At 28.2% G+C, this 24894-nt stretch carries 23 protein-coding genes; 8 read left to right on the top strand and 15 right to left on the bottom strand.

Annotation, left to right across the window (positions count from 1 at the left end; genetic code table 11):
- Positions 1-14: 14 nt before the first annotated feature.
- From IPP08_01995 to IPP08_01970, 6 genes are all read right to left on the bottom strand, one after another.
- Positions 15-1811, bottom strand: a complete 1797-nt coding sequence (locus IPP08_01995) for an OmpA family protein (GenBank protein ID QQS66968.1) — start codon at positions 1809-1811, stop codon at positions 15-17.
- Positions 1812-1855: 44 nt separating this feature from the next.
- Entirely contained in the window at positions 1856-2629 is a 774-nt protein-coding gene (gene kdsB, locus IPP08_01990) for a 3-deoxy-manno-octulosonate cytidylyltransferase (GenBank protein ID QQS66967.1), read from the bottom strand.
- A gap of 2 nt (positions 2630-2631) precedes the next feature.
- Positions 2632-2934: an Asp-tRNA(Asn)/Glu-tRNA(Gln) amidotransferase subunit GatC gene (gene gatC / locus IPP08_01985; GenBank protein ID QQS66966.1), complete on the bottom strand. Its 303-nt coding sequence runs from the start codon at positions 2932-2934 to the stop codon at positions 2632-2634.
- Between the two features lie 101 nt (positions 2935-3035).
- A complete protein-coding gene (locus tag IPP08_01980; protein ID QQS66965.1) occupies positions 3036-5216 on the bottom strand; it encodes a hypothetical protein in 2181 nt (726 codons plus the stop codon).
- Between the two features lie 124 nt (positions 5217-5340).
- Positions 5341-6417, bottom strand: coding sequence for a tRNA 2-thiouridine(34) synthase MnmA (gene mnmA, locus IPP08_01975; protein QQS66964.1), 1077 nt, complete (start codon positions 6415-6417; stop codon positions 5341-5343).
- Between the two features lie 128 nt (positions 6418-6545).
- Positions 6546-7379, bottom strand: coding sequence for an NUDIX domain-containing protein (locus IPP08_01970; GenBank protein QQS66963.1), 834 nt, complete (start codon positions 7377-7379; stop codon positions 6546-6548).
- A gap of 167 nt (positions 7380-7546) precedes the next feature.
- On the opposite strand from IPP08_01970, the gene IPP08_01965 reads away from it, so the two are divergent.
- Complete coding sequence (locus IPP08_01965; GenBank protein ID QQS66962.1) at positions 7547-8527, top strand: aldo/keto reductase; 981 nt, start codon at positions 7547-7549, stop codon at positions 8525-8527.
- Positions 8528-8616: 89 nt separating this feature from the next.
- Here IPP08_01965 and IPP08_01960 read toward each other — a convergent pair whose 3' ends face one another.
- Positions 8617-11646, bottom strand: a complete 3030-nt coding sequence (locus IPP08_01960) for a T9SS type A sorting domain-containing protein (GenBank protein QQS66961.1) — start codon at positions 11644-11646, stop codon at positions 8617-8619.
- Positions 11647-12479: 833 nt separating this feature from the next.
- Here IPP08_01960 and IPP08_01955 point away from each other — a divergent pair.
- Genes IPP08_01955 through IPP08_01945 form a run of 3 tightly spaced genes read left to right on the top strand, consistent with a single transcriptional unit; the run spans position 12480 to position 14750 of the window.
- Positions 12480-13637, top strand: coding sequence for a homogentisate 1,2-dioxygenase (locus IPP08_01955; protein ID QQS66960.1), 1158 nt, complete (start codon positions 12480-12482; stop codon positions 13635-13637).
- A 25-nt stretch (positions 13638-13662) separates the two neighbouring features.
- Positions 13663-14322 carry a DNA alkylation repair protein gene (locus IPP08_01950; protein QQS66959.1) on the top strand — a complete coding sequence of 220 codons (660 nt, stop codon included), beginning with the start codon at positions 13663-13665 and terminating at the stop codon, positions 14320-14322.
- A gap of 59 nt (positions 14323-14381) precedes the next feature.
- Complete coding sequence (locus IPP08_01945; protein ID QQS66958.1) at positions 14382-14750, top strand: hypothetical protein; 369 nt, start codon at positions 14382-14384, stop codon at positions 14748-14750.
- A 94-nt stretch (positions 14751-14844) separates the two neighbouring features.
- Here the strand turns inward: IPP08_01945 and IPP08_01940 are convergent, their stop codons facing one another.
- Positions 14845-16464, bottom strand: coding sequence for an Ig-like domain-containing protein (locus IPP08_01940; GenBank protein QQS66957.1), 1620 nt, complete (start codon positions 16462-16464; stop codon positions 14845-14847).
- A 270-nt stretch (positions 16465-16734) separates the two neighbouring features.
- Here IPP08_01940 and IPP08_01935 point away from each other — a divergent pair, with 270 nt between their 5' ends.
- On the top strand, positions 16735-18822 hold the full coding sequence (locus IPP08_01935; protein ID QQS66956.1) for a RecQ family ATP-dependent DNA helicase: 2088 nt from the start codon (positions 16735-16737) through the stop codon (positions 18820-18822).
- 57 nt (positions 18823-18879) lie between these two features.
- On the opposite strand, the gene tatB is transcribed toward IPP08_01935, so the two are convergent.
- The 4 genes from tatB to purS form a co-directional block, all read right to left on the bottom strand.
- Positions 18880-19122, bottom strand: a complete 243-nt coding sequence (tatB, locus tag IPP08_01930) for a twin-arginine translocase subunit TatB (protein ID QQS66955.1) — start codon at positions 19120-19122, stop codon at positions 18880-18882.
- Between the two features lie 53 nt (positions 19123-19175).
- A complete protein-coding gene (gene tatA, locus IPP08_01925; protein QQS66954.1) occupies positions 19176-19373 on the bottom strand; it encodes a twin-arginine translocase TatA/TatE family subunit in 198 nt (65 codons plus the stop codon).
- Between the two features lie 71 nt (positions 19374-19444).
- The gene (purQ, locus tag IPP08_01920; GenBank protein ID QQS66953.1) at positions 19445-20143 is read right to left on the bottom strand and encodes a phosphoribosylformylglycinamidine synthase subunit PurQ; all 699 of its coding nucleotides are present in this window, start codon (positions 20141-20143) and stop codon (positions 19445-19447) included.
- A 67-nt stretch (positions 20144-20210) separates the two neighbouring features.
- Positions 20211-20468 (bottom strand): phosphoribosylformylglycinamidine synthase subunit PurS, encoded by a 258-nt coding sequence (purS, locus tag IPP08_01915; GenBank protein ID QQS66952.1) that lies wholly within the window; start codon positions 20466-20468, stop codon positions 20211-20213.
- 204 nt (positions 20469-20672) lie between these two features.
- Between purS and maf the strand changes: the two genes are divergently transcribed.
- The 3 genes from maf to IPP08_01900 all read left to right on the top strand — a co-directional run bounded on the left by maf (position 20673) and on the right by IPP08_01900 (position 22417).
- Positions 20673-21248, top strand: a complete 576-nt coding sequence (gene maf / locus IPP08_01910; protein QQS66951.1) for a septum formation protein Maf — start codon at positions 20673-20675, stop codon at positions 21246-21248.
- 93 nt (positions 21249-21341) lie between these two features.
- Positions 21342-21716: a holo-ACP synthase gene (acpS, locus tag IPP08_01905; GenBank protein QQS66950.1), complete on the top strand. Its 375-nt coding sequence runs from the start codon at positions 21342-21344 to the stop codon at positions 21714-21716.
- 74 nt (positions 21717-21790) lie between these two features.
- Positions 21791-22417 carry a methyltransferase domain-containing protein gene (locus IPP08_01900; GenBank protein QQS66949.1) on the top strand — a complete coding sequence of 209 codons (627 nt, stop codon included), beginning with the start codon at positions 21791-21793 and terminating at the stop codon, positions 22415-22417.
- A 93-nt stretch (positions 22418-22510) separates the two neighbouring features.
- Here IPP08_01900 and IPP08_01895 read toward each other — a convergent pair whose 3' ends face one another.
- The 3 genes from IPP08_01895 to thiO all read right to left on the bottom strand — a co-directional run bounded on the left by IPP08_01895 (position 22511) and on the right by thiO (position 24866).
- On the bottom strand, positions 22511-23419 hold the full coding sequence (locus tag IPP08_01895) for a prohibitin family protein (protein ID QQS66948.1): 909 nt from the start codon (positions 23417-23419) through the stop codon (positions 22511-22513).
- A gap of 117 nt (positions 23420-23536) precedes the next feature.
- Complete coding sequence (gene thiS / locus IPP08_01890; GenBank protein QQS66947.1) at positions 23537-23740, bottom strand: sulfur carrier protein ThiS; 204 nt, start codon at positions 23738-23740, stop codon at positions 23537-23539.
- 4 nt (positions 23741-23744) lie between these two features.
- Positions 23745-24866 carry a glycine oxidase ThiO gene (gene thiO / locus IPP08_01885; protein ID QQS66946.1) on the bottom strand — a complete coding sequence of 374 codons (1122 nt, stop codon included), beginning with the start codon at positions 24864-24866 and terminating at the stop codon, positions 23745-23747.
- Positions 24867-24894: the final 28 nt, after the last annotated feature.

Here is a 24894-nt window from a genome sequence, read left to right as displayed (position 1 = left end):
AAGTAATAAATTTTCTATTTACAAGGTTCAATTATTCTAATTGCAATTTTATCTCTGTTTTTTAGTAAAGGTTTTAATCCTTTTACAATAGTTGTATCCATTTTTGTGGCTTTGCTTTCTCTGTTTCCATACCCTACAGTTGCTTCAATTTTAATTGGATCTATGTTCTGATCTATCAACCATTTCTTAACTGATTCAGCTCTTTGTTCACTCAATTCACGGTTTTTCTTTGAATCTGATATATCATCACAATGACCTTGAATTAAAATGCTCATCTGGCTACATTGATTAATATATTGAACCAATTGTGTTAAACTTAATAATGTTTCTTTATCTTTTAAATCAAGTTTTGAACTGTTTTTTTGAAATGAAATTCCTGCAACTTCAAGAATATCACCTGCAAGTTTTGGTTCAGGGCAACCATTATTTTTTTCATCTCCTGATAATAAAGGGCATTTATCTTTTCCATCAATAACACCATCTTGATCAGTATCACTTTTTCTTGGATCAGTTTTTGAATTTTTAATTTCATACCCATCTGTTAATCCATCTAAGTCACTATCAGTTGAAGTAGGGAGTGTTTTATATTTAATTATTTCATCATAATCACTCAATCCATCATTATCAGAATCCCTATTGGTTGGATCCGTCTGAAACTGATTAACCTCTTCAAAATCATTTAATCCATCCAAATCTGTATCAGTTTGTGTTGGATCAGATTTATAAGTTAAAACTTCTTCACCATCATTCAACCCATCTTCATCTGTATCAATTTTTAATGGATCTGTAAAATATTTTTTAACTTCATCACCATCTTTAAGTTTATCTCCATCTGTATCAGCTTTTCGTGGATCAGTTTTTAGATTTAATTCTTCTCTATCAGTAAGTCCATCTCGGTCAGTATCTTTCTTTCTAGGATCAATTTGGAAAATAAAAATTTCTTCATAATCAGATACATCATCACCATCGGTATCTCGAAGCTTGGGGTCGGTAAAATATTTTGTAATTTCATAGTAATCACTCAAACTATCTGCATCAGTATCAGAGTTGCATGGGTTTGTACCTAATTCCTTTTCTTCACTATCAGGAATTAAATCTTTATCACAATCTATAATACCAAATAAATAATAACTCCCTCCTATTGAAAAATTTGCAAATGCATCGGGCAATTTATTTGGAATTTTATAATCATCTAAATAGTTAGTTGTTGAAATATTAAAAGAAGCTTTAACATTTAATGTTACATCTTCAGTTAAATAATATTCAGAGCCAACTCCTACAGGAAAAATAAAATTCAACTTTGAATAATTATTTTTATCATTATTTGGTAGTTTGTTTTTACTTAATAAATTCTTAGGAGAAAAGTAAATTGCCCCAAACCCAACAAAACCATAGGGAGCAAATTTATAATCTGTTAGAAAAGTATAGGAAGCAATTGCATCTAAGCTAAAAACATCAGTTTTTTTTTCATATTCACGAGGAATAAAAGTATTTGGATAATATATATCATTTTCATCACCGAAATAATTTTTATCATTAGCAATAAGATTATTGTCAAGAATATATCTTAATCCTGTTAAACCTAAAGTAGACTGAATTGCAAAATTATTTGTAAAATTATACCTCCCAAAAACACTTACATTAAAGGAATTTTTGCTTGATGTGAAAGTACCGAAATAAGTTGTTAAACCACTTTGAATACCTACTGAACCTCTTTCATCATGTACTTGACCAGAAAGAATCTGGACAATATTAATAAAAAATATTCCACAACTCAAAATTAAATATAAATGATTTTTAATAATTTTCATCAAGTTTGAATTTTAAATACAACAATATAATAATGAACTTAACATTATTTAATACCCATCTTTTTCATGATCTCTTCTGTTTTACTTACATCGCTTGGTACATCTACTGCGCAAGCTTTATGAGTTGTTTCAACACAAAGCAAATTCATACCATTTTCAAGCATTCTTAACTGTTCTAAAGCTTCATAATGTTCATAATTAGATTCTGGCAATAAGCTAAATTTTTCTAATGATTTATACTTATAAGCATAAAGCCCTATGTGAGAATAAAAGTTATTTTCAATGAAAAATTTTTCACAATCAAAATTGCCTACATCAAAGCTATTGCCTCTAACGTAAGGAATTGGACTTCTTGAAAAGTACAATGCTTTTCCTGTTATTGACTTTGTAACTTTAACAAAATTTGGGTTTAGGTATTCAGTTAAATTGTAAATCCTTATAATTGGAGTTGCACAATCGAAATCACTATTTTGAATAGCCTCTGCTAACGAATCAATTAGATTAGGAGAAACTAGTGGTTCGTCCCCTTGAATGTTTAATATATAATCTGCATTAAAACCTTTAGAAGCTTCAAAAACTCTATCTGTACCGCTATTATGTTTATCTGAAGTTAATACTGCATTCCCACCAAAAGATAAAACACAATCAATTATTCTTTGATCTTCGGTTGCAACAATCACTTCATCAATTTTTTTTGCTTGAATTGTTCTTTCATAAACTCTTTCAATCATTGTTTTACCAGTAATTAAAGCAAGAGGCTTACCGGGAAATCTTGATGAAGAATATCTTGCAGGTATAATTGCAATTGTTTTACTCATAATTATTCGCTAATATCACCAATTACTTTTGGGACACCAAAAAAACCTTCAATTCTTTTTGGTGCATTTTGAAGTGCTTCACTTTGCAATAACATCTTACCAATTATATCTTCTCTAGGTAATATATTCACTTCTTCTAATGAATTTGTCAAAGGCTCAATACCATCAGTATTTGCTTCATTTAAATGATCTATATAACCTATGATTTTAGTGAATCCCTCAGTAAAAGATTCTAATTCACTATCAATAAATTGCAATTTTGATAGTTTAGCTATGTGCAATATTTGCTCTTTAGTAAAATTCATTTAAATTATTTTATAAGGAATTGATTATGAGAATTAATTTTAATAAAAATTATATTTCAAAAATAGTGATTATCGATTTGAAATCAATCCATATAAATAGATTACAAATCCAAATCTAATTGAATTGAGATAGTATTGTTTAATGGTGAATTAATTTCTTGTAATGAACCTTCACTTTGAAATTTTCTATCATAATAAAATGTTTCAGAGTATTTTCCACTTAGAGAAATTTGCTCACTTAATTGCCATTTAGCAATTGCATAAAATCTTCTTCCACAACCATACATTATCGAGTTTGTGAGCTTTCCAGGTATGTCATTTTCAAATTCATAAAGTGCAGATTCAAAATTATCAGTTCGAAATATTGAAACCCTTGTTCTAAATTGTAAGTTTTCATTTGGTTTGTATGAAATATCTAAATATGACATATACCCTTGCGATGAAGATTTATTTGTACCAAAATCTACAAACGTTTTTTCAATTCTACATTTCAACGAAAAATCATTTTTTTTAGAAATGAAAATTGCTTCTATTCTTGAATTATAAAAATTTCTTTTGTCGATTATTATTTTTTCAATCAATTGTTTATCAATATTTTTATACGCATCATCTTTTGAAGTTGTCCTAAACCTACACTTAAAAGTCAGTTGTGAATTTAATTTGTATTCTACATATAATGCAGCATCAATATTACTTAATGGTTGAGGAACAAAATAAGTTCTTTCGAAAGACCGTGATAAATCGAAGTAAGTTGAAACTGAAAAATTTATCAATGGCTTAAATGCTAAACCAAAATATACCCCTTGTTCATTCTCTGGTGATACACTTTTATTTGCAAATATTATTCCTTTTGGTGAAAAATATCCAGCTTCAATATTCCTAAAATGAATAGATGCATCGAATTTAGAAAACTTTAAAATACTTCCTATAACAAGAGCATATTTATTAAAACTACTTTTAGTTAACTCTATGAAAAAACATGACTTGTCAAAATTATACTCACCACTTAAACTAATATTTACATTTTCATTTGATGAAAATTCATATAAATAATTCGACAAAAAAGGATTACTATATTTAGTTTTTATTATAGAAAATTCAACTTTCGCATTTGTAAATTCCTTTGAAATTGCACCACCAAAAATAATTTCTGAAAAATTATTATTTTTTCTTAATTCACTATGAGTTCTATTGTAACCATCAACAGATATGGATGAAACCTTCAATATAGAATCTGAGCTTAAATTTAATGATGCAGGCAATAACCTATTAGAATAAAATGTAAATCCTGATATTCCAGAAATAGTATCTTTTATAGATAACGAACAACCTCTTAAAAATGATACTTCTCCAGTTGATGAATAATTTGTTAATCCTCTCATAGATCTATAAGTTTGCTTTATAACTTCTTCAGATTTTCCACCACCACCAGATCCACCTAAAATTAAACCTTGACCAAATTCAGCATTAAAATCACCAATAATAATTTTACCCCAATTGAAATTGTATGAAGCAGATCCACTTATAAAAGCACAGAATGATTTTTTTACATTTAATTTTGATGTATCACTAACATTATTTTTGCCATAAATTTTTTCATAATTAGAATAATTAAAATTTAAAGTATCATTAATTGTAATTGGTTCACCAGCATCTTTTTCAAACAACAAATTTAAATACAATCCAAAATACTCTAAGTTTATTTTTGTTAACATAGAAGCCTCTGACCCTAAGTAAGGTAAACCAACAGAAATGGTGTCTGAATGATTAGTTCCTATACTATCAGATACAATTTTAATTCTTTTTAAATCACTAATATATCCCTTTCTTTTTTGTAAATCCTGAACAAATCTTGTTCTTAGAGATAGTTTAAAATCGTTAACATTAATTGCTTTTTCTTCTGGAATAAAAGTAAAATTATTTAATGCCGCCAATTGTTTTTCAGTTAAGAATTTATATTCATCAAAGTTTATTGATTTTGTACTATCTCTAAATTTAACAATTTGATTAGCATCTTGAATTGAAATTGAGGGGAGTCTTGAAAGCGAATTAATTTTAGCTTTCAAGAAGTTAATATGATTCTTTTTATATGATTCAAATTCATTTAGAATCGATTCATCACTTTCATTCTGAGATTGTTCCAATGACTCTTCAATACTTTTATCAATTGTTTCTAAATCTTTTTTATGGATTGATTCACCAGTAGTTTGAGATAAAATGATATTTTGATTTAGTATCAAAATAATCAAAATGAAAAAAGCGATGTTAGGTAGTTTTTTCATAATTCTTTATTAGGTTAAAGATTATATATTTTAGGGATCTAAATTTATTTTTACTAACATTAAAACTTAAAGAAAATAAAGAAGTAATTTATGTTTAATTCATAGTGGGTAAACAAAGTATTGATTATAAAACAATTGGTTCTTTAATTACTCCTCCTCCAACAACATCACATCCATCATATATAACTATTGATTGACCTTTAGTTACTGATTTTCTTGGGTTATCAAAAATCACTTCAATATTTCCGTTTTGGAGTTCTCTACAAATTGCATTATGCCCTTCATCTTTATATCTAATCTTAACAGTCAAATGTTTTGGCTCTATTAAATTATGAAATTTCATCATATTAACATTATCAGCAATTAATCCTTTACTCAATAGTTGGTCATCTGTTCCTACTTCAACAGTATTAGTTTCTGGATAAATTCCTATAACATAAACTGGTTCTGGTTGAGAAACAGCAAGACCTTTACGCTGACCGATTGTATAGAAAGGGAACCCTCTATGCTTTCCAATCACATTTCCATCTCTTACAATATCACCACCAGATACTTTCTCTTCTAAACCTTCAACCCTATCTTTTAAAAATCTTTCATAATTATTATCTGGAATAAAGCATATTTCATAACTCTCACTTTTATCTGCTATTGGCAATTTATATTTTTTCGCTAATTCACGGATATTAGTTTTATCAAATCCAGATAATGGGAAAAGAGTTCGAGATAAATTTTCTTGACTTACTGCCCAAAGAGCATATGATTGGTCTTTATTTAAATCATTTCCTTTAGAAATATAATATCTATCGTTTTCAACATTATGTTCAATTTTTGCATAATGTCCAGTTGCTATAAAGTCAGCTCCAAGAGCATCTGCACGTTTAATTAACTCTGCCCATTTAATTTTCTTATTACACATTACACAAGGGTTCGGAGTTTCACCAGATAAATAAGCATTGGTAAAATAATCAATTATTTCGTTTGAGAAGACTTCTGTAAAATCATATACATAATGCGGAATTCCAAGTTTTGTTGCAACTCTTCTAGCATCATTTATCCCATCAATTGAGCAACATGAAGTGTCATTACTTATGTTACCTCCAACATCTTCATATTTGTATGTTTTGATAGTAATACCAATTACATCAAAACCTTGTTCTAGAAGTAAACCTGCCGCAACTGAGGAATCAAGCCCTCCCGACATTCCTACAACTACTTTAACTTTATTTGGTTTGTTTAGTAAAATAATTTTTTGATTTAAATTCTTTTGTAACTATAGTAATTTATTATAACAATTACAAACTTATGATTAGCTAATAATTAAATCCAAATTTATTTTTTTATTATCTTATTATCTCCATTCAATATTTTTGAAACTAACAATAATAAATTTGAATCATTAGGAAAACTCAATACATTAAAAGCTTCATTAATCGTCACCCATTTAACATCACTAACTTCATGAGAATGAGTTTGTAAACCTTCTCCAATAAATTCCATTAAAAACCAGTAAACTCTTTTGGGTTTAAATTTACCTTTGTTAGTTGAATAAGTATAAGTTGTATCTGGTAATTTTTTCAATATAGAAGCACAAACCCCAGTCTCTTCTTCAACTTCGCGAATTGCAGTTTCTTCAGAACTTTCACTTTTTTCAATATGACCTTTAGGAAATCCCCATTCGTTATGCAATTTTAATAGAACCAATAACACTTCATATTCATGTTGAGCATTCTTCCTAACAACTACTCCTCCAGATGATAATTCAACTTCCTTTAAAATTGTTTTTGACAACATCTTAATTACTTTAACATTCCCTTTTAAAACCTCATATTTAAAAATATCTTGTACAGCCACAAATTTAATTTCTTCATATCCATTATTATCTTGAATTATACCTTCCCACTCTCTTACTAAATAAAATTTAACTGCAAAAATTTCATCGGTTGAATATGTAATATTTTCTTCGTAAAACAATTCACCAACTTTTATGTTAATTCTTAATTCTTCATTTAATTCTCTAATTAATCCTTCTTCATATGTTTCATTTAACTCAAGTTTACCTCCTGGGAACTCCCATAATAAACCATATTTAGACTTTTTATTTCTTTGACATATTAATATTTTTTCATTTGAATCAATTAAAATTCCTACAACAACTTCTGTCATATATCTAATAAATTATTAATTATTATGAAGTACAAGTTTGTAACAATATTTTTAACTTTAGTAAAAATATGAGTTTATTATTTATTTAAAGATTAGTAATAATTTGCATAAAATATTTTTTTATAATTTACATTATTATTAATCAAAAAAATTTAATCTAATTAGGAATGCAATACACAAATCTAGGAAGAACTGGGTTACAAGTAAGTAAACTTTGTTTAGGGACTATGAATTTTGGACCCTTTACATCAGATGAAGATAGCTTCAAAATAATGGATGAAGCTTTAGAGTTAGGAATTAATTTTTTTGATACAGCTAACGTTTATGGTTGGGGATTAGGTTCAGGATACACAGAAGAACTTATAGGAAGATGGCTACAACAAGGAGGTGGTAGAAGAGAAAAAATTGTTCTTGCTACTAAAGTTTATGGGAAAATGGGTCCTAATTTAAATGAATCAAAACTCTCTGCATACCACATTAAACGTGCTTGTGAAGACTCTTTAAAAAGATTAAAGACTGATCATATTGACTTATATCAAATGCACCATATTGACCGAGCAACCCCTTGGGAAGAAATTTGGCAAGCAATGGAACAGTTAATTCGTGAAGGTAAAATAACTTACGTTGGAAGTAGTAATTTTGCTGCTTGGAACATTGCTCAAGCAAATTGCATTGCCGATAACAGACATTTTTTAGGACTTGTATCTGAACAAAGTATTTACTCACTCAGAAATCGTCATATTGAACTTGAAGTAATTCCTGCTTGTAAAGCGTTTGGTTTGGGGTTAATGCCTTGGAGTCCTCTTGCTGGTGGTATGTTAGCTGGTATGTTAGCAAAATCTAAAGAGAAATCTGAGAGAAGAAGAGACCGTGAACCTTTAAAAGAATCTGCTAAAATACTTTTACCTCAAATTGAACAGTATGAAAAATTATGTAAAAAAATTGGTGAACGTCCTGCAGACGTTGCTCTTGCTTGGGTTTTAAGCAATCCAGTTGTTACTTCTCCAATTATTGGTCCGCGAACTCAAGCCCAACTTCATGAAAATGTAAAAGCATTAGATATTATATTGGATGAAAAAACATTGTCAAAATTGAATGAGATTTGGCCAGGACCGGGGAATCAAGCTCCTGAAGCATATGCTTGGTAAAGTAAAATATAGATTTTAATTATTTTAAAAAAGGACTTGATAATAAATTCAAGTCCTTTTACTTTTTATACCTCTAATCAAATTTAGTATCACTTTTGATAATTTAGTTTTATAGATTTACTTTGATTGTCAACTATCATTTTTAAATAATATAAACCAGTATTTAATTCATTCCCACTTAATTTTAATTTATGTTCTCCAAACTCCATAACCCCCTCTTCAATTGATTTAACAAGCTTTCCAGATTGATCATACAACTCAAATTTCACATTACTTTTATTTTGAATATAGTAATTAATAACTGTTTCATTTGTAAATGGTTCCGGAATATTTCTGAATAAACTAAATTCTAAATTACTATTAGTTTCATATATTTCTTTTAAAGTTGATGACTCACCAATCCATAAAGTTGTATCTTTTTGACATATTGCATTTGTAAAAATTTTAGCAGTAGTATTAAATTGACCTAATCTTGAGCTTTTAAACATTACATTAATATTTATACTATCTCCAGATTTGATTTTCGAGTTTAATAGTAAATTCTGATCTAATTTACTAATTGAAAAAGCAGATTCAGACCATACAATAGGACCTTTCCCATTTTGATCTATAAAAATCAATTCCCCATCACCAACATTTTTAATATGTAAAGGGAGCTCTTTAAATGTTTGATTATTTATAAGTCCGAAATTCAAATCATTTACAGAAATACATGGCTCATCTGATTTAGTAGAAGTTAATAGAACTAAATAGTTGTTGCATTTTGATTTAATAATTAATGTATCATTAAAATTCATCATATCAACTTTTGGGTTGATTTTTATTTTTATAATCAAACTATCAGCGATTGAAAGAACTACTGGTAGAGAATTGGATAACGATACTATTTCATATCCTAATTTATTTTTAAATTGAATTGAATCTATTATTAAAATTTTACCTAGATTACTTTTAACTATTAATTCTTCAACTGTTGAAGAAATTCCTAGTTTAACTTTACCAAAATTAATTAAATATTTATCTAATATAATTTTCTCTGCTACATATTGAAATGGGATTGACCATACTTGCCCAGTTTTACTAATTAATTCAATTGTATCTACTACATTACTACTTGGGTTGATAGGAATTACACTAAAATTGACTTCATTTAATCCAATTATTGATGTAATTTTTGATGGAGTATTCCAAATTATTTTTGTTTTATTAAAGTTAACAGATCTTACCATTCTGAACCCGGCAGAATTTTTAGATAAAAGACCAATTAATTTGGCATTTATATTCAGCGATTTACAATCTTGATTTACTTTTAAAATAATAGAATCTTTTTTAAATAAAGTAAGTCGGTTTGGTGCTAATGGATAACCATAAGAGTGGGCATTCGTAGTGTAATAATCTGATGGATGTAACACTTTATCTTTACCTCCACCTTGAGTTTCATTACCATTTTTATCATCGTCTTTTTTCTTTGTTGTACCTGGTTGATATTGTTCTGAACCATTTCCAGTACCAGAAACATCACCAAAGAACTTACCTTTACCACTCTTTGATTGCACTATAAATTTCATTGCAGAATTTAATCCTACATTTGTCCAAACGTAAGGACTACCTGGAATTTTTCTATTGAAATTTATTTTTGTTACACTTCCTCCTTCATTTACAAGTTCAATATCATCTTTATTTAATGAATCTGTACAAATGTTTAAGTTATTGTCATAAGTTCCTGTAACAGGAGTAAAACCTGGTGCAAAAGTTACCCACTGTTCTACTGGAACCATTTCAACCATAAAAGGTGCCCAAGTATTATATGTTCCTGAACCATCTGTTGAATTTGCTACAACGAAAGAAACTGAAGTTGAAATTTTTGTAGCTTGAGTTGGTTTATCTGCCTTCATATAATATGCAGCTTGAGGATCAAACTCAATTCCTTCTCCATTAATACCAGTAATAGTTTCAACCAGTGTCCCTTGACCCAATTTCACATTTCTTTTTCTCATTGGCAAACCAATTGGTCCTGGATTAGTTAACTCTATATTAGTAACATCATCGCCAGATGTATCATTTTTACTTGTTCCATAAAATCTACCATACTCCCTTAATCTTACACCCCCTTTACCTTTAGCAGGAGGGATATCAGTTGGTCGTCTTGAATCCCAAGTTGGCATATATACAAATTCTTTCCCATGAGTTTCAATTGGTGCAACAGCTTCCATTAACATATTAAGCATTGTTGTTTTTCCAGCTCCATATAATGATCCCGTACGAATTCCACCCATTGTTCTTGTATTACCAGAAATCATTCCAACGGGTTTATCTGTAGTAACTCTAACCCCACCTGCATCTGGTTGGTTAACTCCTAAATTCCTTTGAAGAGTATCTACATCAGATTCAATCAGGTTAGCAAAATTTTCATTTAAAGTAAAACTTATTTTAGTGTCAGATGGGTAATATCTATGAGTAACAACATCACTTGTATAAGTAGGATCAGTTAAAGATACATGTGTATCTGAATCTAATGCAGCAACTACAAACTGGCCAACTGCTAATTTTGGAGCAGTTGAATATGTATATTCTCCAGCAGTAAATACATTATTGATTGGTTGGCCAGGTACACCAACAGAATAATAATCAGTGCCCCAACTTTCAGCTGGAAGTGGTGTCCATGCTTCTGTTCCAAATCTAGTATCAAACATTACATAAACAATAATAGGTTTTTCTGATTTTAATACAAACAATTTATTTGCTTGAGGAAGATTTGGAATTGTAATCTGAGGATTTCCACCTTTAACTTTTCCAGCTGTTATAACTTCGTACTTACTAATTTTATAAGCTTTTAAAACAACCTTCTCAAGTACACCATTTGGTTTTAACATTTCTAATGTTTGATCAACTCCAGAATAAATCATAATGTAAACATTATCTGGATATATAGTTGGGTGTCTAGCATCCTCAGTATTTCCAGAAGTATCTGGTAATGCGATACTATAAATTGTGCCCGACTGACCTTCTTCTAAGCCATACCTAGACTTTTGAGAATATAAATTTGATATTATTAGTGAAAAAAAAGAAATTGTAAGGACTATGAATATTTTGTTAGTTGAAATTTGTAGATACTTCATGGTATGGGTTATAAAAATGTTAAATAGAATTATTGTAATTTTTCAGTTAGGTATAAGAACACTTTACTTGAATATAAATTAGAATTTATAAATTATCTTCATAAAGTTTTATTTGATTTTATGATTGAATGATTTTTATTATTAATTATATCATTATAAATATTATCTGAACTAATATAATTTCTAGAATTAACCCATCTGGCGCATTGGGTGATTGCGCCATTGATAGATTTTAAAATATGGGAACACTTTTTGATTAATTGGACTTTAATCATATTTGAATGGGCGGGAGAAAATCTGTTTTCTAGCTTATTAATACTTATAAAACTAAAAGACACTAAATTGGAGTTAGAGTTACTAAAAAAATTAAAAAATAAATTCATATTAAAAATATATTATTATCAATTAATTAAAAATCTCATTAATATTTAAAATGTAATTATTTGAATAATTAATTTTATGATAAACAATTATTGTACCATAAATAAGTATATCAGTTTTTATGCTTGTTAGAAGGGATTCTTAAAATTTGTATTGTGATTAATTTGCACTGTTTGTGATTTTTTTTCACTAAATATATTTATGAAAAAATTTTTAAGTATGATACGAACTAAATGTTTTTTTTATTTATTTAGATTAGATTTAAAGTTTCAGTTCAACAATTTATTTTGTTTTCATTTAAATAAAGCAACATTTATTTGAAATTAATTTTAATCATTTTGTAATTTTGATATTATTATTAAATTTTTTAAATAATTATTAAATTTTTTAAATAATTACTAAATTTCATATTCTGCAATTTTATTTTTAATTTATAACAATTCAAATTTGATATGCCATTCTATAATAAGTTAGGTTCAATTCCTCCAAAAAGACATACTCAATTTCGAAAACCAAATGGCGAATTGTATTCTGAAGAGCTCATAAGTACTGAAGGTTTTTCTTCAATGTATTCTTTAGTTTATCATACTCATCCTCCCACTTTGGTTTCTGCTATTGGAGAATCTTTTTCAGTTAGGCCAGAAATTGTTGTTTCTAATAATATGAAAAGCAGAAGTTTGCTTACTTTTAAAGCTACTCCAATGGAAGATTATATTAAAAGCAGGAAAATTTTACTCTGTAATAATGATTGTCAAATTTCTGTTGCTGCCCCTAGTAAATCAATGACAGAATACTTTTATAAAAATTCTGATGCTGATGAAGTTATTTTTATTCATGAAGGTACTGGTGTTTTTAAAAGTATTTATGGAAATTTGAAGTTCGAATATGGTGATTACATAGTGATTCCTCGCGGCACTATTTATCAGTTTGTATTCGATACTCCTGAAAACAGATTATTAATTGTAGATTCTTTTGCACCAGTTTATACTCCTCAAAGATATAGAAATGAATTTGGACAATTGTTAGAACATTCTCCATTTTGTGAAAGAGATATAAGAGTTCCAGAACAATTAGAAACTCATGATGAACTAGGAGAATTTAAAGTAATGATTAAAAAACAAGGTGATATTTTCCCATATACTTATGCTTCACATCCATTTGATGCTATTGGTTGGGATGGTTATGTATTCCCTTATATATTCTCAATTCATAACTTCGAACCAATTACTGGAAGGCTTCATCAGCCACCACCAGTTCACCAAACTTTTGAAACTAAAACATTTGTAATATGCTCATTCTGTCCAAGACTTTTCGATTATCATCCACTTTCTATTCCTGCTCCTTATAACCATAGCAACATAGATTCAGATGAAGTACTCTATTATGTAGATGGTGAGTTTATGAGCCGTAAACATGTTGTACGTGGTATGATTTCTTTGCACCCAAAAGGAATTCCTCATGGTCCTCACCCTGGTACAGCAGAAAAAAGTATTGGTGCTAAAGAAACTTTAGAACTTGCTGTTATGGTTGATACTTTCAATCCATTAATGGTTACTAAAGAAGCATTATTAATGGAAGATCCAACTTATTGGGAAAGTTGGATTAAGTAAAATTTTTAATATAAGTATTATATTTATGGAAATTACATCTGAAATAGTTGATTTTTTCAGTACCTATTCAAATGATGAATATGCAAAAGGAATGAAAAAATATATGAGAGATAAATTTGAATTTTTCGGAATTAAATCTCCAATTAGAAAAGAAATTCAAAAAAAGTATTTTTCGGTAAATAAAATTCCTGATAATTTAGTTCCATTTATTAAAAGTTTATGGATGCTCCCTGAACGTGAACTTCAATACTTTGCAATGGATATTCTTTTTAAAATTAAAAAATTTTGGAAAGAAGAATACATTGATTTATTTGAATGGTTAATAATACACAAAAGTTGGTGGGATACTGTAGATTATATTGCTGCAAGGCTTATAGGTGAATACTTTGTTGAATTTCCAAGTAAAAAATTAGTGCTTACTAACAAGTGGATAACTTCAGAAAATATGTGGTTGGAAAGAACAGCTATAATTCATCAATTGAGTTATGGCATTAATACAGATTGGAATTTATTAAAAGAATTTATCTTATTTAAAATAGACTCAAATGAATTTTTTATTCAAAAAGCTATTGGATGGGCTTTAAGACAGTATGCTTATAAAAAACCAGATATTGTTTTAAGTTTTGCAAATGAATTTCCACTAAAACCATTAAGCCGTCGTGAAGCATTAAGGAGAATAACCTAAACTTTAAAATTTGAAGTAATATAAATAATGATAGCAATTAAATTCTTTTTTTAACCTAAATGATACCAGAAAAAGATTCAACAAATGAGAATTTACAAGAACAACAAATTGTAAATCCTATACCCCAACCATCAAAACCTGATGTCTCATTTGTTATACAGATGGGTATCGGTTGTGGTGGTACTATTGGGCTAGTAATTGTTTTTATTGTATTGTATTCAACTGCAATGGGTTTTACTCAGGCTTATGATATAGTAGCTGGTGTAATAGTTGCTGCTTTTCTTGTTTCAATTATAGTTATGAATTATATTGTTTATCAGAAAAATAAATGGAGTGGATTTGTTGCTGGATCTTTAGGTTTTATTGGAATTGCAATATTACTGTTTGGCCTTTGTGTTGCTATGATGTCAAGTAATTCATTTAGATAATCAACAATTTAATAGTTTTTTAAATTCAATTATAGTCATACTCAAAAATTTATATAACTTCACTATTGAAAAATTTTAAAACAGTTTATTCATGTTAATATTTAAATTCAAAATCGATATTAATTGTTGTCCAAGATGAGTTTCCAACTTTAATTGTACCATTATGAATAACTAAAACTTCAGAATTAACATTTGGTACTATAGTTCCAAAATCATATTTTCCATTCATATTTTTATCTTTAAAACAAGACACTTCATATTCTCCTTGAGCTATTGATTTAAATTCAAATTGTCCTCTATTTAAATTTTTTAAAAAATAGTTTTTTCCAGAATTTAAACTTCTTGCAACAACACAATAAACTTGACTTAAATCTTTACTTTCATCATTAATACTTCCAGTTAATTTTCCATTTTCAGAATTTTTTCCAAATCCAATTTTATAAATAATTGTTGTATCAATATTTTTCTTTTCACTTTTGCTTAAATTCTTTTTTTCAAAAAGTCTTAAATCAATTTCTAAAAGAGGTTTTTTGAACTTTGGGATTGAATCACTTAAATAAGCATAGAAATCAGATGGAGATATTTTTACTAATGTTAATGGGACTAATTTTCTAGTATTACTATCCTTCAGAACAACTGCATTTTTATCATCTAAAAAATTTAATTCACAATTAAAACTTAATAATAAAGTATCATTATTTGTAAACAATCCAAGCTGCTTTTCATTTACTCCATAAAAGTTAAAAGGGGTTAAATTGCATGAAATTATTTCATTGGAAATTGATATTCCCAAACTATCTGGCATTAAATTTAAAGCTGTATCTGCTAAATTATTACAACTAAATTTTAAAGATCCGTCTAAAACTTTTCCATGTTCCACAATTATTGAAAATGGATTTATTTTAGATTTCCAAACATTTAATATTTGAATTTTATTATTATTATTAATCAATTCAAAATTATTTACATTAATTGAAATCTCTGAAATTGGTTCACTAAATTTTAGTTCAGTTAATGAACAATCTATTCTTTTTGTTGAGAATAATTCTGGTGGTTTAATATCTAATTCTCTTCTTAGTTTAATTAAAGAAATTTTAGTTGGAACAACCATTGAAACAACATTAACATCACTTGAAGCACAGCCAAAAGCGTCGTTATCAATAGAATATAACATGTCATTAAATTCATCTGCAATTGCATATATACGATATTTCCCAAGTGGTAAGCCTTCAATTGAAAATATCCCTTCACTACTTGGCAAGGCAATATAATCGGGTTTATCAAGAATAGGGTTAGGTTCTTTTGTGTCATATTTAAAACAAAATATAGTTACCCTCTTATTTATATCATTTATTACTTGACCTTCAATTCGACCACTATCAATGTTTAAACCAGTTGAAAAACGAACAACTTCTTGCTTTAATAATTTATTTCCAGAAATATCAGTGGTACTGCTCCCAATTGAAATTGCATACGTTTTATTCTCTTGGAAAAGAAATTTTATCTCAACATCTTTTCCACTATTCCCCCAATTAATCTCCATTGAATTATCTGTTGGAGGCGTTATTACTAATGATTTTTCAAATGTTTCTTCCTGAATATATTTATCAAATTTAATTATTACTTTATCCTCCTTAAAATTAACTGTTCCACTTTTTGGTGATATAGAAATAATTTTCGGTGGAGTTTTATCATCTTCTCCACCAAGTGGCACAATACCTTGTCCGCTAGCACAGGCAGATAAAATAAAAGCAATTGATAATATTATAAAATTTAAAATATTAATTTTTTTCTGATTTAATAATAATTTTGTACAAAGATAAATTCTTAAAAATAAACTGCATAATAAAAGTAACTGTAAAATAAAATGGGTTTACTTTAATTTTATTTTAGATTATATTTTGTATATTTATTTAATGAATAATTTCAATCAAAAAATTCTTACCAAAAACTATTCAAAAAAATTTCTCTCTTAACAGTAAATATGAACTTAGATAATAATTTAACCCCTAAAGAAATTCTTAAAAAATATTTTGGATATAACAATTTTCGATCAGGACAAGAAGAGATTATTCACTCAGTTATAATGGGTGAAGACTCACTAGTAGTTATGCCAACAGGTGGGGGGAAGTCACTTTGCTTTCAAGTTCCAGCAATGTTATTAAAAGGTATAACTGTAGTTGTTTCACCTTTAATAGCTCTTATGAAAGATCAAGTCGATTCATTAGAAAAAGTAGGAATTAAAGCCACTACTATTAATTCAACATTAGAATTTGGCGAAGTAAGGCAAAGAATGACTGATATAAGGTACGGGCTATATAAAATTGTATATGTTGCACCTGAAAGATTTGAAAGTAAATCTTTTGTTGAACTCCTTTCTGATTTGGATGTATCTTTATTTGCAGTAGATGAAGCTCATTGTATATCTGACTGGGGACATGATTTCAGACCAAGCTATATTAAGCTCAAAGAAGCAATCGAAAGCATTGGCAGACCTACCGTTATAGCTCTAACAGCAACAGCTACCCCTAAAGTTCAAGAAGATATTGTTACATATTTAGGCTTGCTAAATTCTAAAAGATTTGTGCGTGGATTTGACAGACCAAATTTGAGATACAATGTAAAACCTTCAATCAATAAAATTAATTCTTTAGTTGATTTGTTGAAGTTAAAACTTAAATCACCTGGCTCAATGATAATATATTGCGGTACTCGTAAAACTGTTGAAAATGTTGGTTCACAACTTTTATCAAATAAATTACCTGTTACAATTTATCATGCAGGGCTTAAAGACGATGAACGCAATAATGCCCAAACTTTGTGGATTAATTCAGTTGCTAAAATCATTGTGGCTACAAATGCATTTGGGATGGGTATTGACAAATATGATGTTCGAGATGTAATTCACTTTGATTTACCTGGATCTTTGGAAGCATACTATCAAGAAGCTGGAAGAGCAGGTAGAGATGGTCTTCCAAGTGATTGCACATTACTTTTCAACAATCGAGATAGAGGGTTACAAGAGTTTTTTATTAGAAATTTATATCCTGAAAGAGATAAAATTGAAGCTGTTTATAATGCTCTTTGGGATTCATTAAATATTGGAATTGAGGGAATTTTTGAAGGTGTTTTTTTACCAAATGAAGATAATATAGCATTCCGTGGTAAAGTATCTCGAAGCGATGTTAATAGCGTAATTAACCTATTAGAGAAAAATAATATTGTTAGAAAAGTTCGTGCTGAAAAATTAGCTATTGTTCAGTTGCTTGTTGATAGTGAAAATATAAAACAATATTATTCACTTACTAGAGTTGAATCCAGAAAATTGACTATAATGGCTTTGCTCAGAACAATTGGTTCAAGCGAATTGAGTAATAGAATAATGATTAACACTGAAGACATGGCTAATAAACATGGACTTACAATTGAATTATTAGATGAAAATTTAAGAGCTTTAATGATGAATAAAATATTAGTTTATACACCACCAAACCAACATACTGGGGTTCAATTCATTAGCCAAAGAATTGAATCAAAACATTTACAGATTGATGAAAATGCAATTACATTAGGTCGAGAAAGAGCATTGTTTAAATTAAATTCAATGGAAGAATTTGCCAAAAAGAATAAATGTAGAAGAGATATAATATTGGAATATTTTTGCGCAGAAATTCCTAAAAAAAGTTGTGGTTTTTGTGATTATTGTAGAAATCCTAATTCCGTTATCGATATTCAAGCTAATATAACCCCAAGAATTTCTAGGGCAATGGAAACTTTTTTAGCTTGCGTAGTTGAACTTAACGGAAAATTTGGTTTGATGACTTATGTGGATATTTTAATTGGGATTACAAGTAATAAAAATGTATTCAGATTTAAATTGAACGAATATAAAAGATTTTCCGAATTAAATGATTTTAATAGACAAGAACTTGCAATGCTAGCTAACGGTCTTCTTGATGCTGGTCTGTTAAAAAGAACCGGTACAGATTACCCAATTATCACATATTCAGAAATAGGTATTAAATCAATTTCACATTTAAATATAGAAAGCTTTTTTGAAAATGGATATTAATTTTAAGTTAGTTAACTTAAACTATTTTCAATGTTAAAACTTTAATTTTAATTAGAATTAATTGTCAGTTTCCGTAGGTTTTATTATTGCAGAATGAGATACAGGTTCAACAGGAGTATGAACAACAGGTTCATCTCTTAAAGCTTCATCCATTTGATCTTTGAATTGCTGTTGTGCTTTTTTAAACTCACGCATACCTTTTCCGAAGCTTTGTGCTAACTCAGGTAATTTTTTAGGTCCAAAAAGAACCAATACCACAACAAGAATTAAAAGAAGCTCACCCCCGCCTATATCAAACATTTATTGTATTTAAAACTTTATGAATGAAAAACAAAAATATAGAAAGTTTTGTTTTATTGATTAATCTGACTAGGAGGTTGAGGTGGTTGTACTTGATTAGTAGTAGCTTCCTCAACATCTGTTGCTGCTTTTTTAAATTCCTTAATTCCAGAGCCCAAACCTTTCATTAATTCAGGAATTTTTTTTCCTCCGAAAAGTAATAATGCCCCACCAATAATAAGTAACATTTCAGGTGCACCTAAACCAAACATAATATTTTATTAGTTTAAAAATTAAAATTAATAATACAAAGTAACTTATATATATCAACCAACTCTACAATTTAAATAGAAACAATTAAGGAATCAATTAAAGATGAAAAAATTGCAATACCATCTGTTGATCCTAACATTAAATCGCATGCCCTTTCAGGATGAGGCATCATTCCTAAAACATTTCCATTTTTATTAACTATACCAGCAATGTTATGAACAGATCCATTTGGGTTTGATTCTTCTGTTAAGTTACCATTTATGTCACAATATTGAAAAACAATTTGATTATTATCTTGCAAAGTTTTTACAAGATTTTCATCAGCATAATAATTACCTTCACCATGAGCAATTGGAATTGAAAGAATTTGATTTTGAACTAGTTTTGATGTAAAAATTGTTTTGTTATTTGAAACCAATAAATTTACATACTTAGAAATAAATTTAGTATTTGTATTTCTTAACAATCCACCTGGGAGCAAACCAGCTTCGCAAAGTATTTGAAATCCATTACAAATTCCCATTACTGGACCTCCTGAATTTGCAAACTTCACTACTTCTTCCATTATTGGTGAAAATCTAGCTATAGCTCCACAACGTAAATAATCACCATAACTAAATCCACCTGGCACAATAACTGCATCAACTCCTTTAAGATCATGTTCTTTATGAAACAAAAACTCAGTATTAACACCTATAACATGCTTTATTGAGTAGTAAGCATCATGATCACAATTCGATCCTGGGAAAACTAGAACGCCTATTTTCAAAATAATAATTAGTAGTTAATAATTAAAAAATGATAAAATTACTAATTTAGTAATTTCAATTTAAAATTTATTCAATCTCAACAATATAATCTTCAACTATAGGGTTACTTAATAACTGATCAGCTGCTTTTTTTACAATATTTTCAGCTTCTTCCTTATTTTTTGCAACAACATCAAGTGTTATATGCTTTCCAATCCTTATGTGAGATATAGATCCATAACCCATAGAATTCAAAGCATTTTCAACAGTTTTTCCTTGTACATCTAAAATTGCTGTTCGCAATTTAACTGTTACTATTGCTTTAAAATTTAAGTTTGTAGACATTTATTTATTTTTAAAAATTATACTGCAAAATTATCTTGTTATACCCTACCATCCAAAATTATATTTTAATTATTTTTAAAAATGTTTTTACTAATCTCTTTTACAATTTTAATGTACTAACTAAAATCCATATTTTAATCCTAAATTAATTTATATTGTTTACTTCACTTTATTTAAAGACAAAATCTAACCTAAATATATTACATGCTACAAAAAATAATATTAGCTTCTGGTTCTCCAAGAAGGATGCAATTATTAAAGCAGATCGGAATTGTATTTGAAGTAGAAATCCCTCAATCAGATGAATCTATAATTGTTGGAGAATCACCTTCTGAATTAGTTATGAGGTTATCAAAACTAAAAGCAACTGAAATTGCTAATAAATTGGTTACTGGAATTATTATTGGATCAGATACAATTGTTGTGCTAGAAGGTGATGTTTTAGGAAAACCAATCAATAAATTAGATGCAATTTCTATGTTAAAAAGATTAAGCAATAAAACCCATAAAGTTTTTACAGGGTATTCAATTATAGATGTTGTAAATAAAGTAACAATTACCAATTTTAATGAAACTGAAGTAAAATTTAGAAACCTTGATGAAAATGAAATTTTTCAATATGTAGAAAGCGGGTCTCCTCTTGATAAAGCTGGAAGTTATGGCATTCAGGATGATTTTGGAGCTGTTTTTATTGAATACATTATAGGTGATTATTATACTGTTGTTGGTCTTCCAATTAGTAAATTGTATTTAGATTTAAAAAAAATAAATGCCATTTGAATTAAAAAAAAATATATAGTTTGATAACAATATTTTACAACAATTTATTAAACATTGGTTTATTTTTGTGAATGAATAAATATAATTTAATTAATGTTAAAAGGAATTGGTATTGACATTGTTGAACTCTCTAGAATTGAAGAAGCTAATCAAAAGTATGGTGATAGATTCTTAAATAGAATTTATACCGAACATGAACTAGCATATTGCAACTCTCGTGAAGCTACTAAATTTAAACATTTAGCTGCAAGATTCGCTGCAAAAGAAGCTTGCTCTAAAGCAATGGGTACTGGTATTGCTCGTGGTGTTTCTTGGAAGGATATGGAAATTCAAAATCTATTTTCAGGTGAACCTATTATGAAACTTTATGGGAAAGCTCTTGAAATATGCCAAGGATTAATTATTCATGTTTCACTAACACATACTAATACAAATGCAGCTGCTGTAGTTGTTCTAGAGCAATTGTAATTTACATATCTCAAAATTAAAATCGTTTTCTGGTTCTTAATTGAAAGATTTATTGTTGAGAATTTTCAAAAAATATGAAAAATTTATTAAGAAAAATATATAATCTTCACCCTTTGGTTGGATTTCCATCAGTTGTTAGAATCGGATTAAATCGCGAATTAAAACGTCAATTCTCTCGTCTAAAAAAAGGTGTGGTTATGGATGTAGGTTCTAAATTATCTCCATATAAAAGTTTAATACCTTCAACTGAATATCTTAGATTAGATATTGATCCAGATTCAAAACCAAATATCTGCTCAGATCTTCATTCAATTATTGGTTATGATAATTATTTTGACACTGTTATTGCAACAGAGGTTTTAGAACATTTGTATGATCCGCAGTTAGCAATTGATCAATTGTATAAAATATTAAAACCAGGTGGGGTAATGATTCTTTCTACTAGATTCATTCATAGGTTGCACCCAGACCCTCAGGATTTCTATCGTTTTACACCTGATTCTTTTAATCACTTAATGAAAAAATTTTCCAAGGTTGAAATTTTTCATCACGGTAACAGGCTTCAAACTCTTTGGTACATTTTTGTAAATAATAAAATTGCAATGCTTTTTTTACTCCCATTATTAAATCCAATTTTTGCATTAATCAATGTAAAAAAAACTGATTTCCCTTTGGGTTATGTTGTTTATTCAGTAAAGTAGAATTTCAAATTTATTTTAATTAAAAAAACCGACTAAGATTCTACTTGTCGGTTTTTATTAATTTAAATACTTTTAGTAATCACATTACAAATTTTATTGACCTCCGCCAATTAAAATTGGTGAATTACCTCTTCCATTCATAATTATAACTTTAGCATTAGGAGATGTAGCAATTTCTTTTTGAGCTTTAATAGATTCATATTGTAACTGATTATCAGTCAAACCTGATGCAATTGTCTTTTGATAGTCAGCTATACCCTGTGCCTCAACCCTTTTTCTTTCAGCTTCTTGCTTTTCTTTCTGAAGAACAAACTCCATTTTTTGTGCTTCTTGTTCTGCATTGATTTTTGCTTCAATACTACCTTGAACTGATGGTGGCAATGAAATGTTTCTGATTAAAACTTGTTCAAGTTGCAAACCTCTTTTAGCAAATTCAACATCAATAGATTTAATAATTCTTGTTTGAAATTCATTCCTTTTTTCAGAATAAAGTTCAACTGCTTGATAATATACAGCGTTATCACGAATATAAGTTCTTGTTATTGGTCTAACAATGTTGTCAACATAATCAACTCCTATTGTTTTTAAAATCTGAGGAGTTTTGTTTGGTATGACCCTAAATAATACTGTCATATCAATAATCACCTCTAGTCCATCTTTTGTTAAAACTCGAATTGCATCATCACCTTCTTTTTGCCCTTCGCTATGAATTTTTGACATAGTATAATTTTGAGTTTTTGCCTCAAAGATTTCTATTTCAGCGAGAGGATTAATTATGTGGAGTCCATTATCTAATACACCATCTTGTACTGTACCAAATAATTTTTGAACACCAATTTCTCCTGGCTCTATAATTTTTACTGAACTCATTAAAATACCCCCTATTAAAATTATCAAACCTAAAGTTAATGATAAAGTTTTGAAAATTGGTTTACCAGAGTTAGTAGCTAAAATTCTACCAATAAAGATAATTAAAGTTCCGAAAATTGTTGTAGTAATCATTTTTTTTAAATTTTTTTTCTGTCTATTCGACGAATTGTTGAAATTAATAATATAAACATCTATCAATAACTATGCCAAATAATCAATTATATACAAAATATTAATTAACTCTAATATTTATCCACCTTGCATAGCTGTTATCAATTCTATATTATCATTTTCTTTTAATTCATAGAATATCCATTCATTTTTTTTGATAATCAAATCATTAACAGCAACTGCAATTCCAGGTATGTCAGTCTGCACAGAATAATTATTCAATAAACTAAGCAAAGTTTTTAACTCTGTATCAATTGGAAATCCATTGATTGATATTTTCATTTTATCAATTTGTATTTAAATAAAATCTATCTAATGAAAACAATTCTAAGTATTTATTAGATTTATTATATAAAATTTTATCGCAAAGTAATTTAGCACTTAAAGGAGAAAATAAAACCCCATGTCTGTAATAACCTGTAGCAAAATACAATCCTTTTATCTCAGATTCTCCTATGGCAGGTTCGTTGTCATATGTCGCTGGTCTGAAACCAGTTCCTAACTCTAAAATAGGTAATTCATAAATTCCAGGTAGAACTTCGTATGCAGAATTTAACAATTCAAATATTTCACCAGCAGTATTTGAATTATCGAACCCTTTATCTTCTGTACTTCCACCAACAACCAAAGATCCATCAGATTTGGGAACTAAGTAAACTTCTGGAGTTCTAATAATATAATTTATTAATTCTAATTTTTTTTGATCTAGCCTAATTACCTGCCCTTTTACAGGTCTAACTAAATTTTTAATACCACATTGAGAGGCATATTTGTTTGATTTTGCCCCACAAGTAACAATAAAATTTTTAGCATTAATTAAAATATTATCAAATTTAAATTCTTTAACAGTATTGTTCACAATAACTAATTCCCCATTAATTACTTTTTCATGGAAACTAACTTTTTTATTTTTACAATTTTGGAATAAAGCTTTTATAAATATTCTATTATTTAACTGAATATCCGACTTTGAAAAAATACCAGTATTAATTTGTGCAGATAAATTTGGTTCTAATTCTCTACATTCTGAACCTGTTAACCAGTTAATATCTAATCCTAAACTTTCATACTCATAATACCTATGTTTTAATATATTTCTATCATCTTCATTTAAAGCTAAAAGTAAAGTACCTTCCTTTTTAAATCCAACATCAAAATTCGTTTCAGATTCTAAATTTGAAATATAATCTGGATAGTATTTCAGAGCTTCTAATCCGTAATTCACTATATTAACCTCCTCTATTTTTGATTCAATTAAAGGTGCTAACATACCAGCAGCATAATATCCAGCACCCTTACCAATTTCATCTTCATCAATAACAACCACAGATACTGAATTACGAACAAGTTCATTTGCTATTGTTAAACCAGCTATTCCTCCTCCAATTATACAAAAATCAAATATCATTTAAGTAAACCATTTTTTTCAAATTAAT

The sequence above is a fragment of the Chlorobiota bacterium genome (assembly GCA_016700335.1).
GTDB lineage: Bacteria > Bacteroidota > Ignavibacteria > OLB7 > OLB7.
The sequence above is the reverse complement of the archived record's forward strand: the minus strand, read 5'-3'. Positions and strand labels throughout refer to the sequence as shown.

What these genes read in the sequence shown, in the direction of transcription:
- IPP08_01995 (QQS66968.1), bottom strand. Translation starts at nt 1,811, where the DNA reads ATGAAAATTATTAAAAATCATTTATATTTAATTTTGAGTTGTGGAATA.
- kdsB (QQS66967.1), bottom strand. Translation starts at nt 2,629, where the DNA reads ATGAGTAAAACAATTGCAATTATACCTGCAAGATATTCTTCATCAAGA.
- gatC (QQS66966.1), bottom strand. Translation starts at nt 2,934, where the DNA reads ATGAATTTTACTAAAGAGCAAATATTGCACATAGCTAAACTATCAAAA.
- IPP08_01980 (QQS66965.1), bottom strand. Translation starts at nt 5,216, where the DNA reads ATGAAAAAACTACCTAACATCGCTTTTTTCATTTTGATTATTTTGATA.
- mnmA (QQS66964.1), bottom strand. Translation starts at nt 6,417, where the DNA reads ATGTCGGGAGGGCTTGATTCCTCAGTTGCGGCAGGTTTACTTCTAGAA.
- IPP08_01970 (QQS66963.1), bottom strand. Translation starts at nt 7,379, where the DNA reads ATGACAGAAGTTGTTGTAGGAATTTTAATTGATTCAAATGAAAAAATA.
- IPP08_01965 (QQS66962.1), top strand. Translation starts at nt 7,547, where the DNA reads ATGCAATACACAAATCTAGGAAGAACTGGGTTACAAGTAAGTAAACTT.
- IPP08_01960 (QQS66961.1), bottom strand. Translation starts at nt 11,646, where the DNA reads ATGAAGTATCTACAAATTTCAACTAACAAAATATTCATAGTCCTTACA.
- IPP08_01955 (QQS66960.1), top strand. Translation starts at nt 12,480, where the DNA reads ATGCCATTCTATAATAAGTTAGGTTCAATTCCTCCAAAAAGACATACT.
- IPP08_01950 (QQS66959.1), top strand. Translation starts at nt 13,663, where the DNA reads ATGGAAATTACATCTGAAATAGTTGATTTTTTCAGTACCTATTCAAAT.
- IPP08_01945 (QQS66958.1), top strand. Translation starts at nt 14,382, where the DNA reads ATGATACCAGAAAAAGATTCAACAAATGAGAATTTACAAGAACAACAA.
- IPP08_01935 (QQS66956.1), top strand. Translation starts at nt 16,735, where the DNA reads ATGAACTTAGATAATAATTTAACCCCTAAAGAAATTCTTAAAAAATAT.
- tatB (QQS66955.1), bottom strand. Translation starts at nt 19,122, where the DNA reads ATGTTTGATATAGGCGGGGGTGAGCTTCTTTTAATTCTTGTTGTGGTA.
- tatA (QQS66954.1), bottom strand. Translation starts at nt 19,373, where the DNA reads ATGTTTGGTTTAGGTGCACCTGAAATGTTACTTATTATTGGTGGGGCA.
- purS (QQS66952.1), bottom strand. Translation starts at nt 20,468, where the DNA reads ATGTCTACAAACTTAAATTTTAAAGCAATAGTAACAGTTAAATTGCGA.
- maf (QQS66951.1), top strand. Translation starts at nt 20,673, where the DNA reads ATGCTACAAAAAATAATATTAGCTTCTGGTTCTCCAAGAAGGATGCAA.
- acpS (QQS66950.1), top strand. Translation starts at nt 21,342, where the DNA reads ATGTTAAAAGGAATTGGTATTGACATTGTTGAACTCTCTAGAATTGAA.
- IPP08_01900 (QQS66949.1), top strand. Translation starts at nt 21,791, where the DNA reads ATGAAAAATTTATTAAGAAAAATATATAATCTTCACCCTTTGGTTGGA.
- IPP08_01895 (QQS66948.1), bottom strand. Translation starts at nt 23,419, where the DNA reads ATGATTACTACAACAATTTTCGGAACTTTAATTATCTTTATTGGTAGA.
- thiS (QQS66947.1), bottom strand. Translation starts at nt 23,740, where the DNA reads ATGAAAATATCAATCAATGGATTTCCAATTGATACAGAGTTAAAAACT.
- thiO (QQS66946.1), bottom strand. Translation starts at nt 24,866, where the DNA reads ATGATATTTGATTTTTGTATAATTGGAGGAGGAATAGCTGGTTTAACA.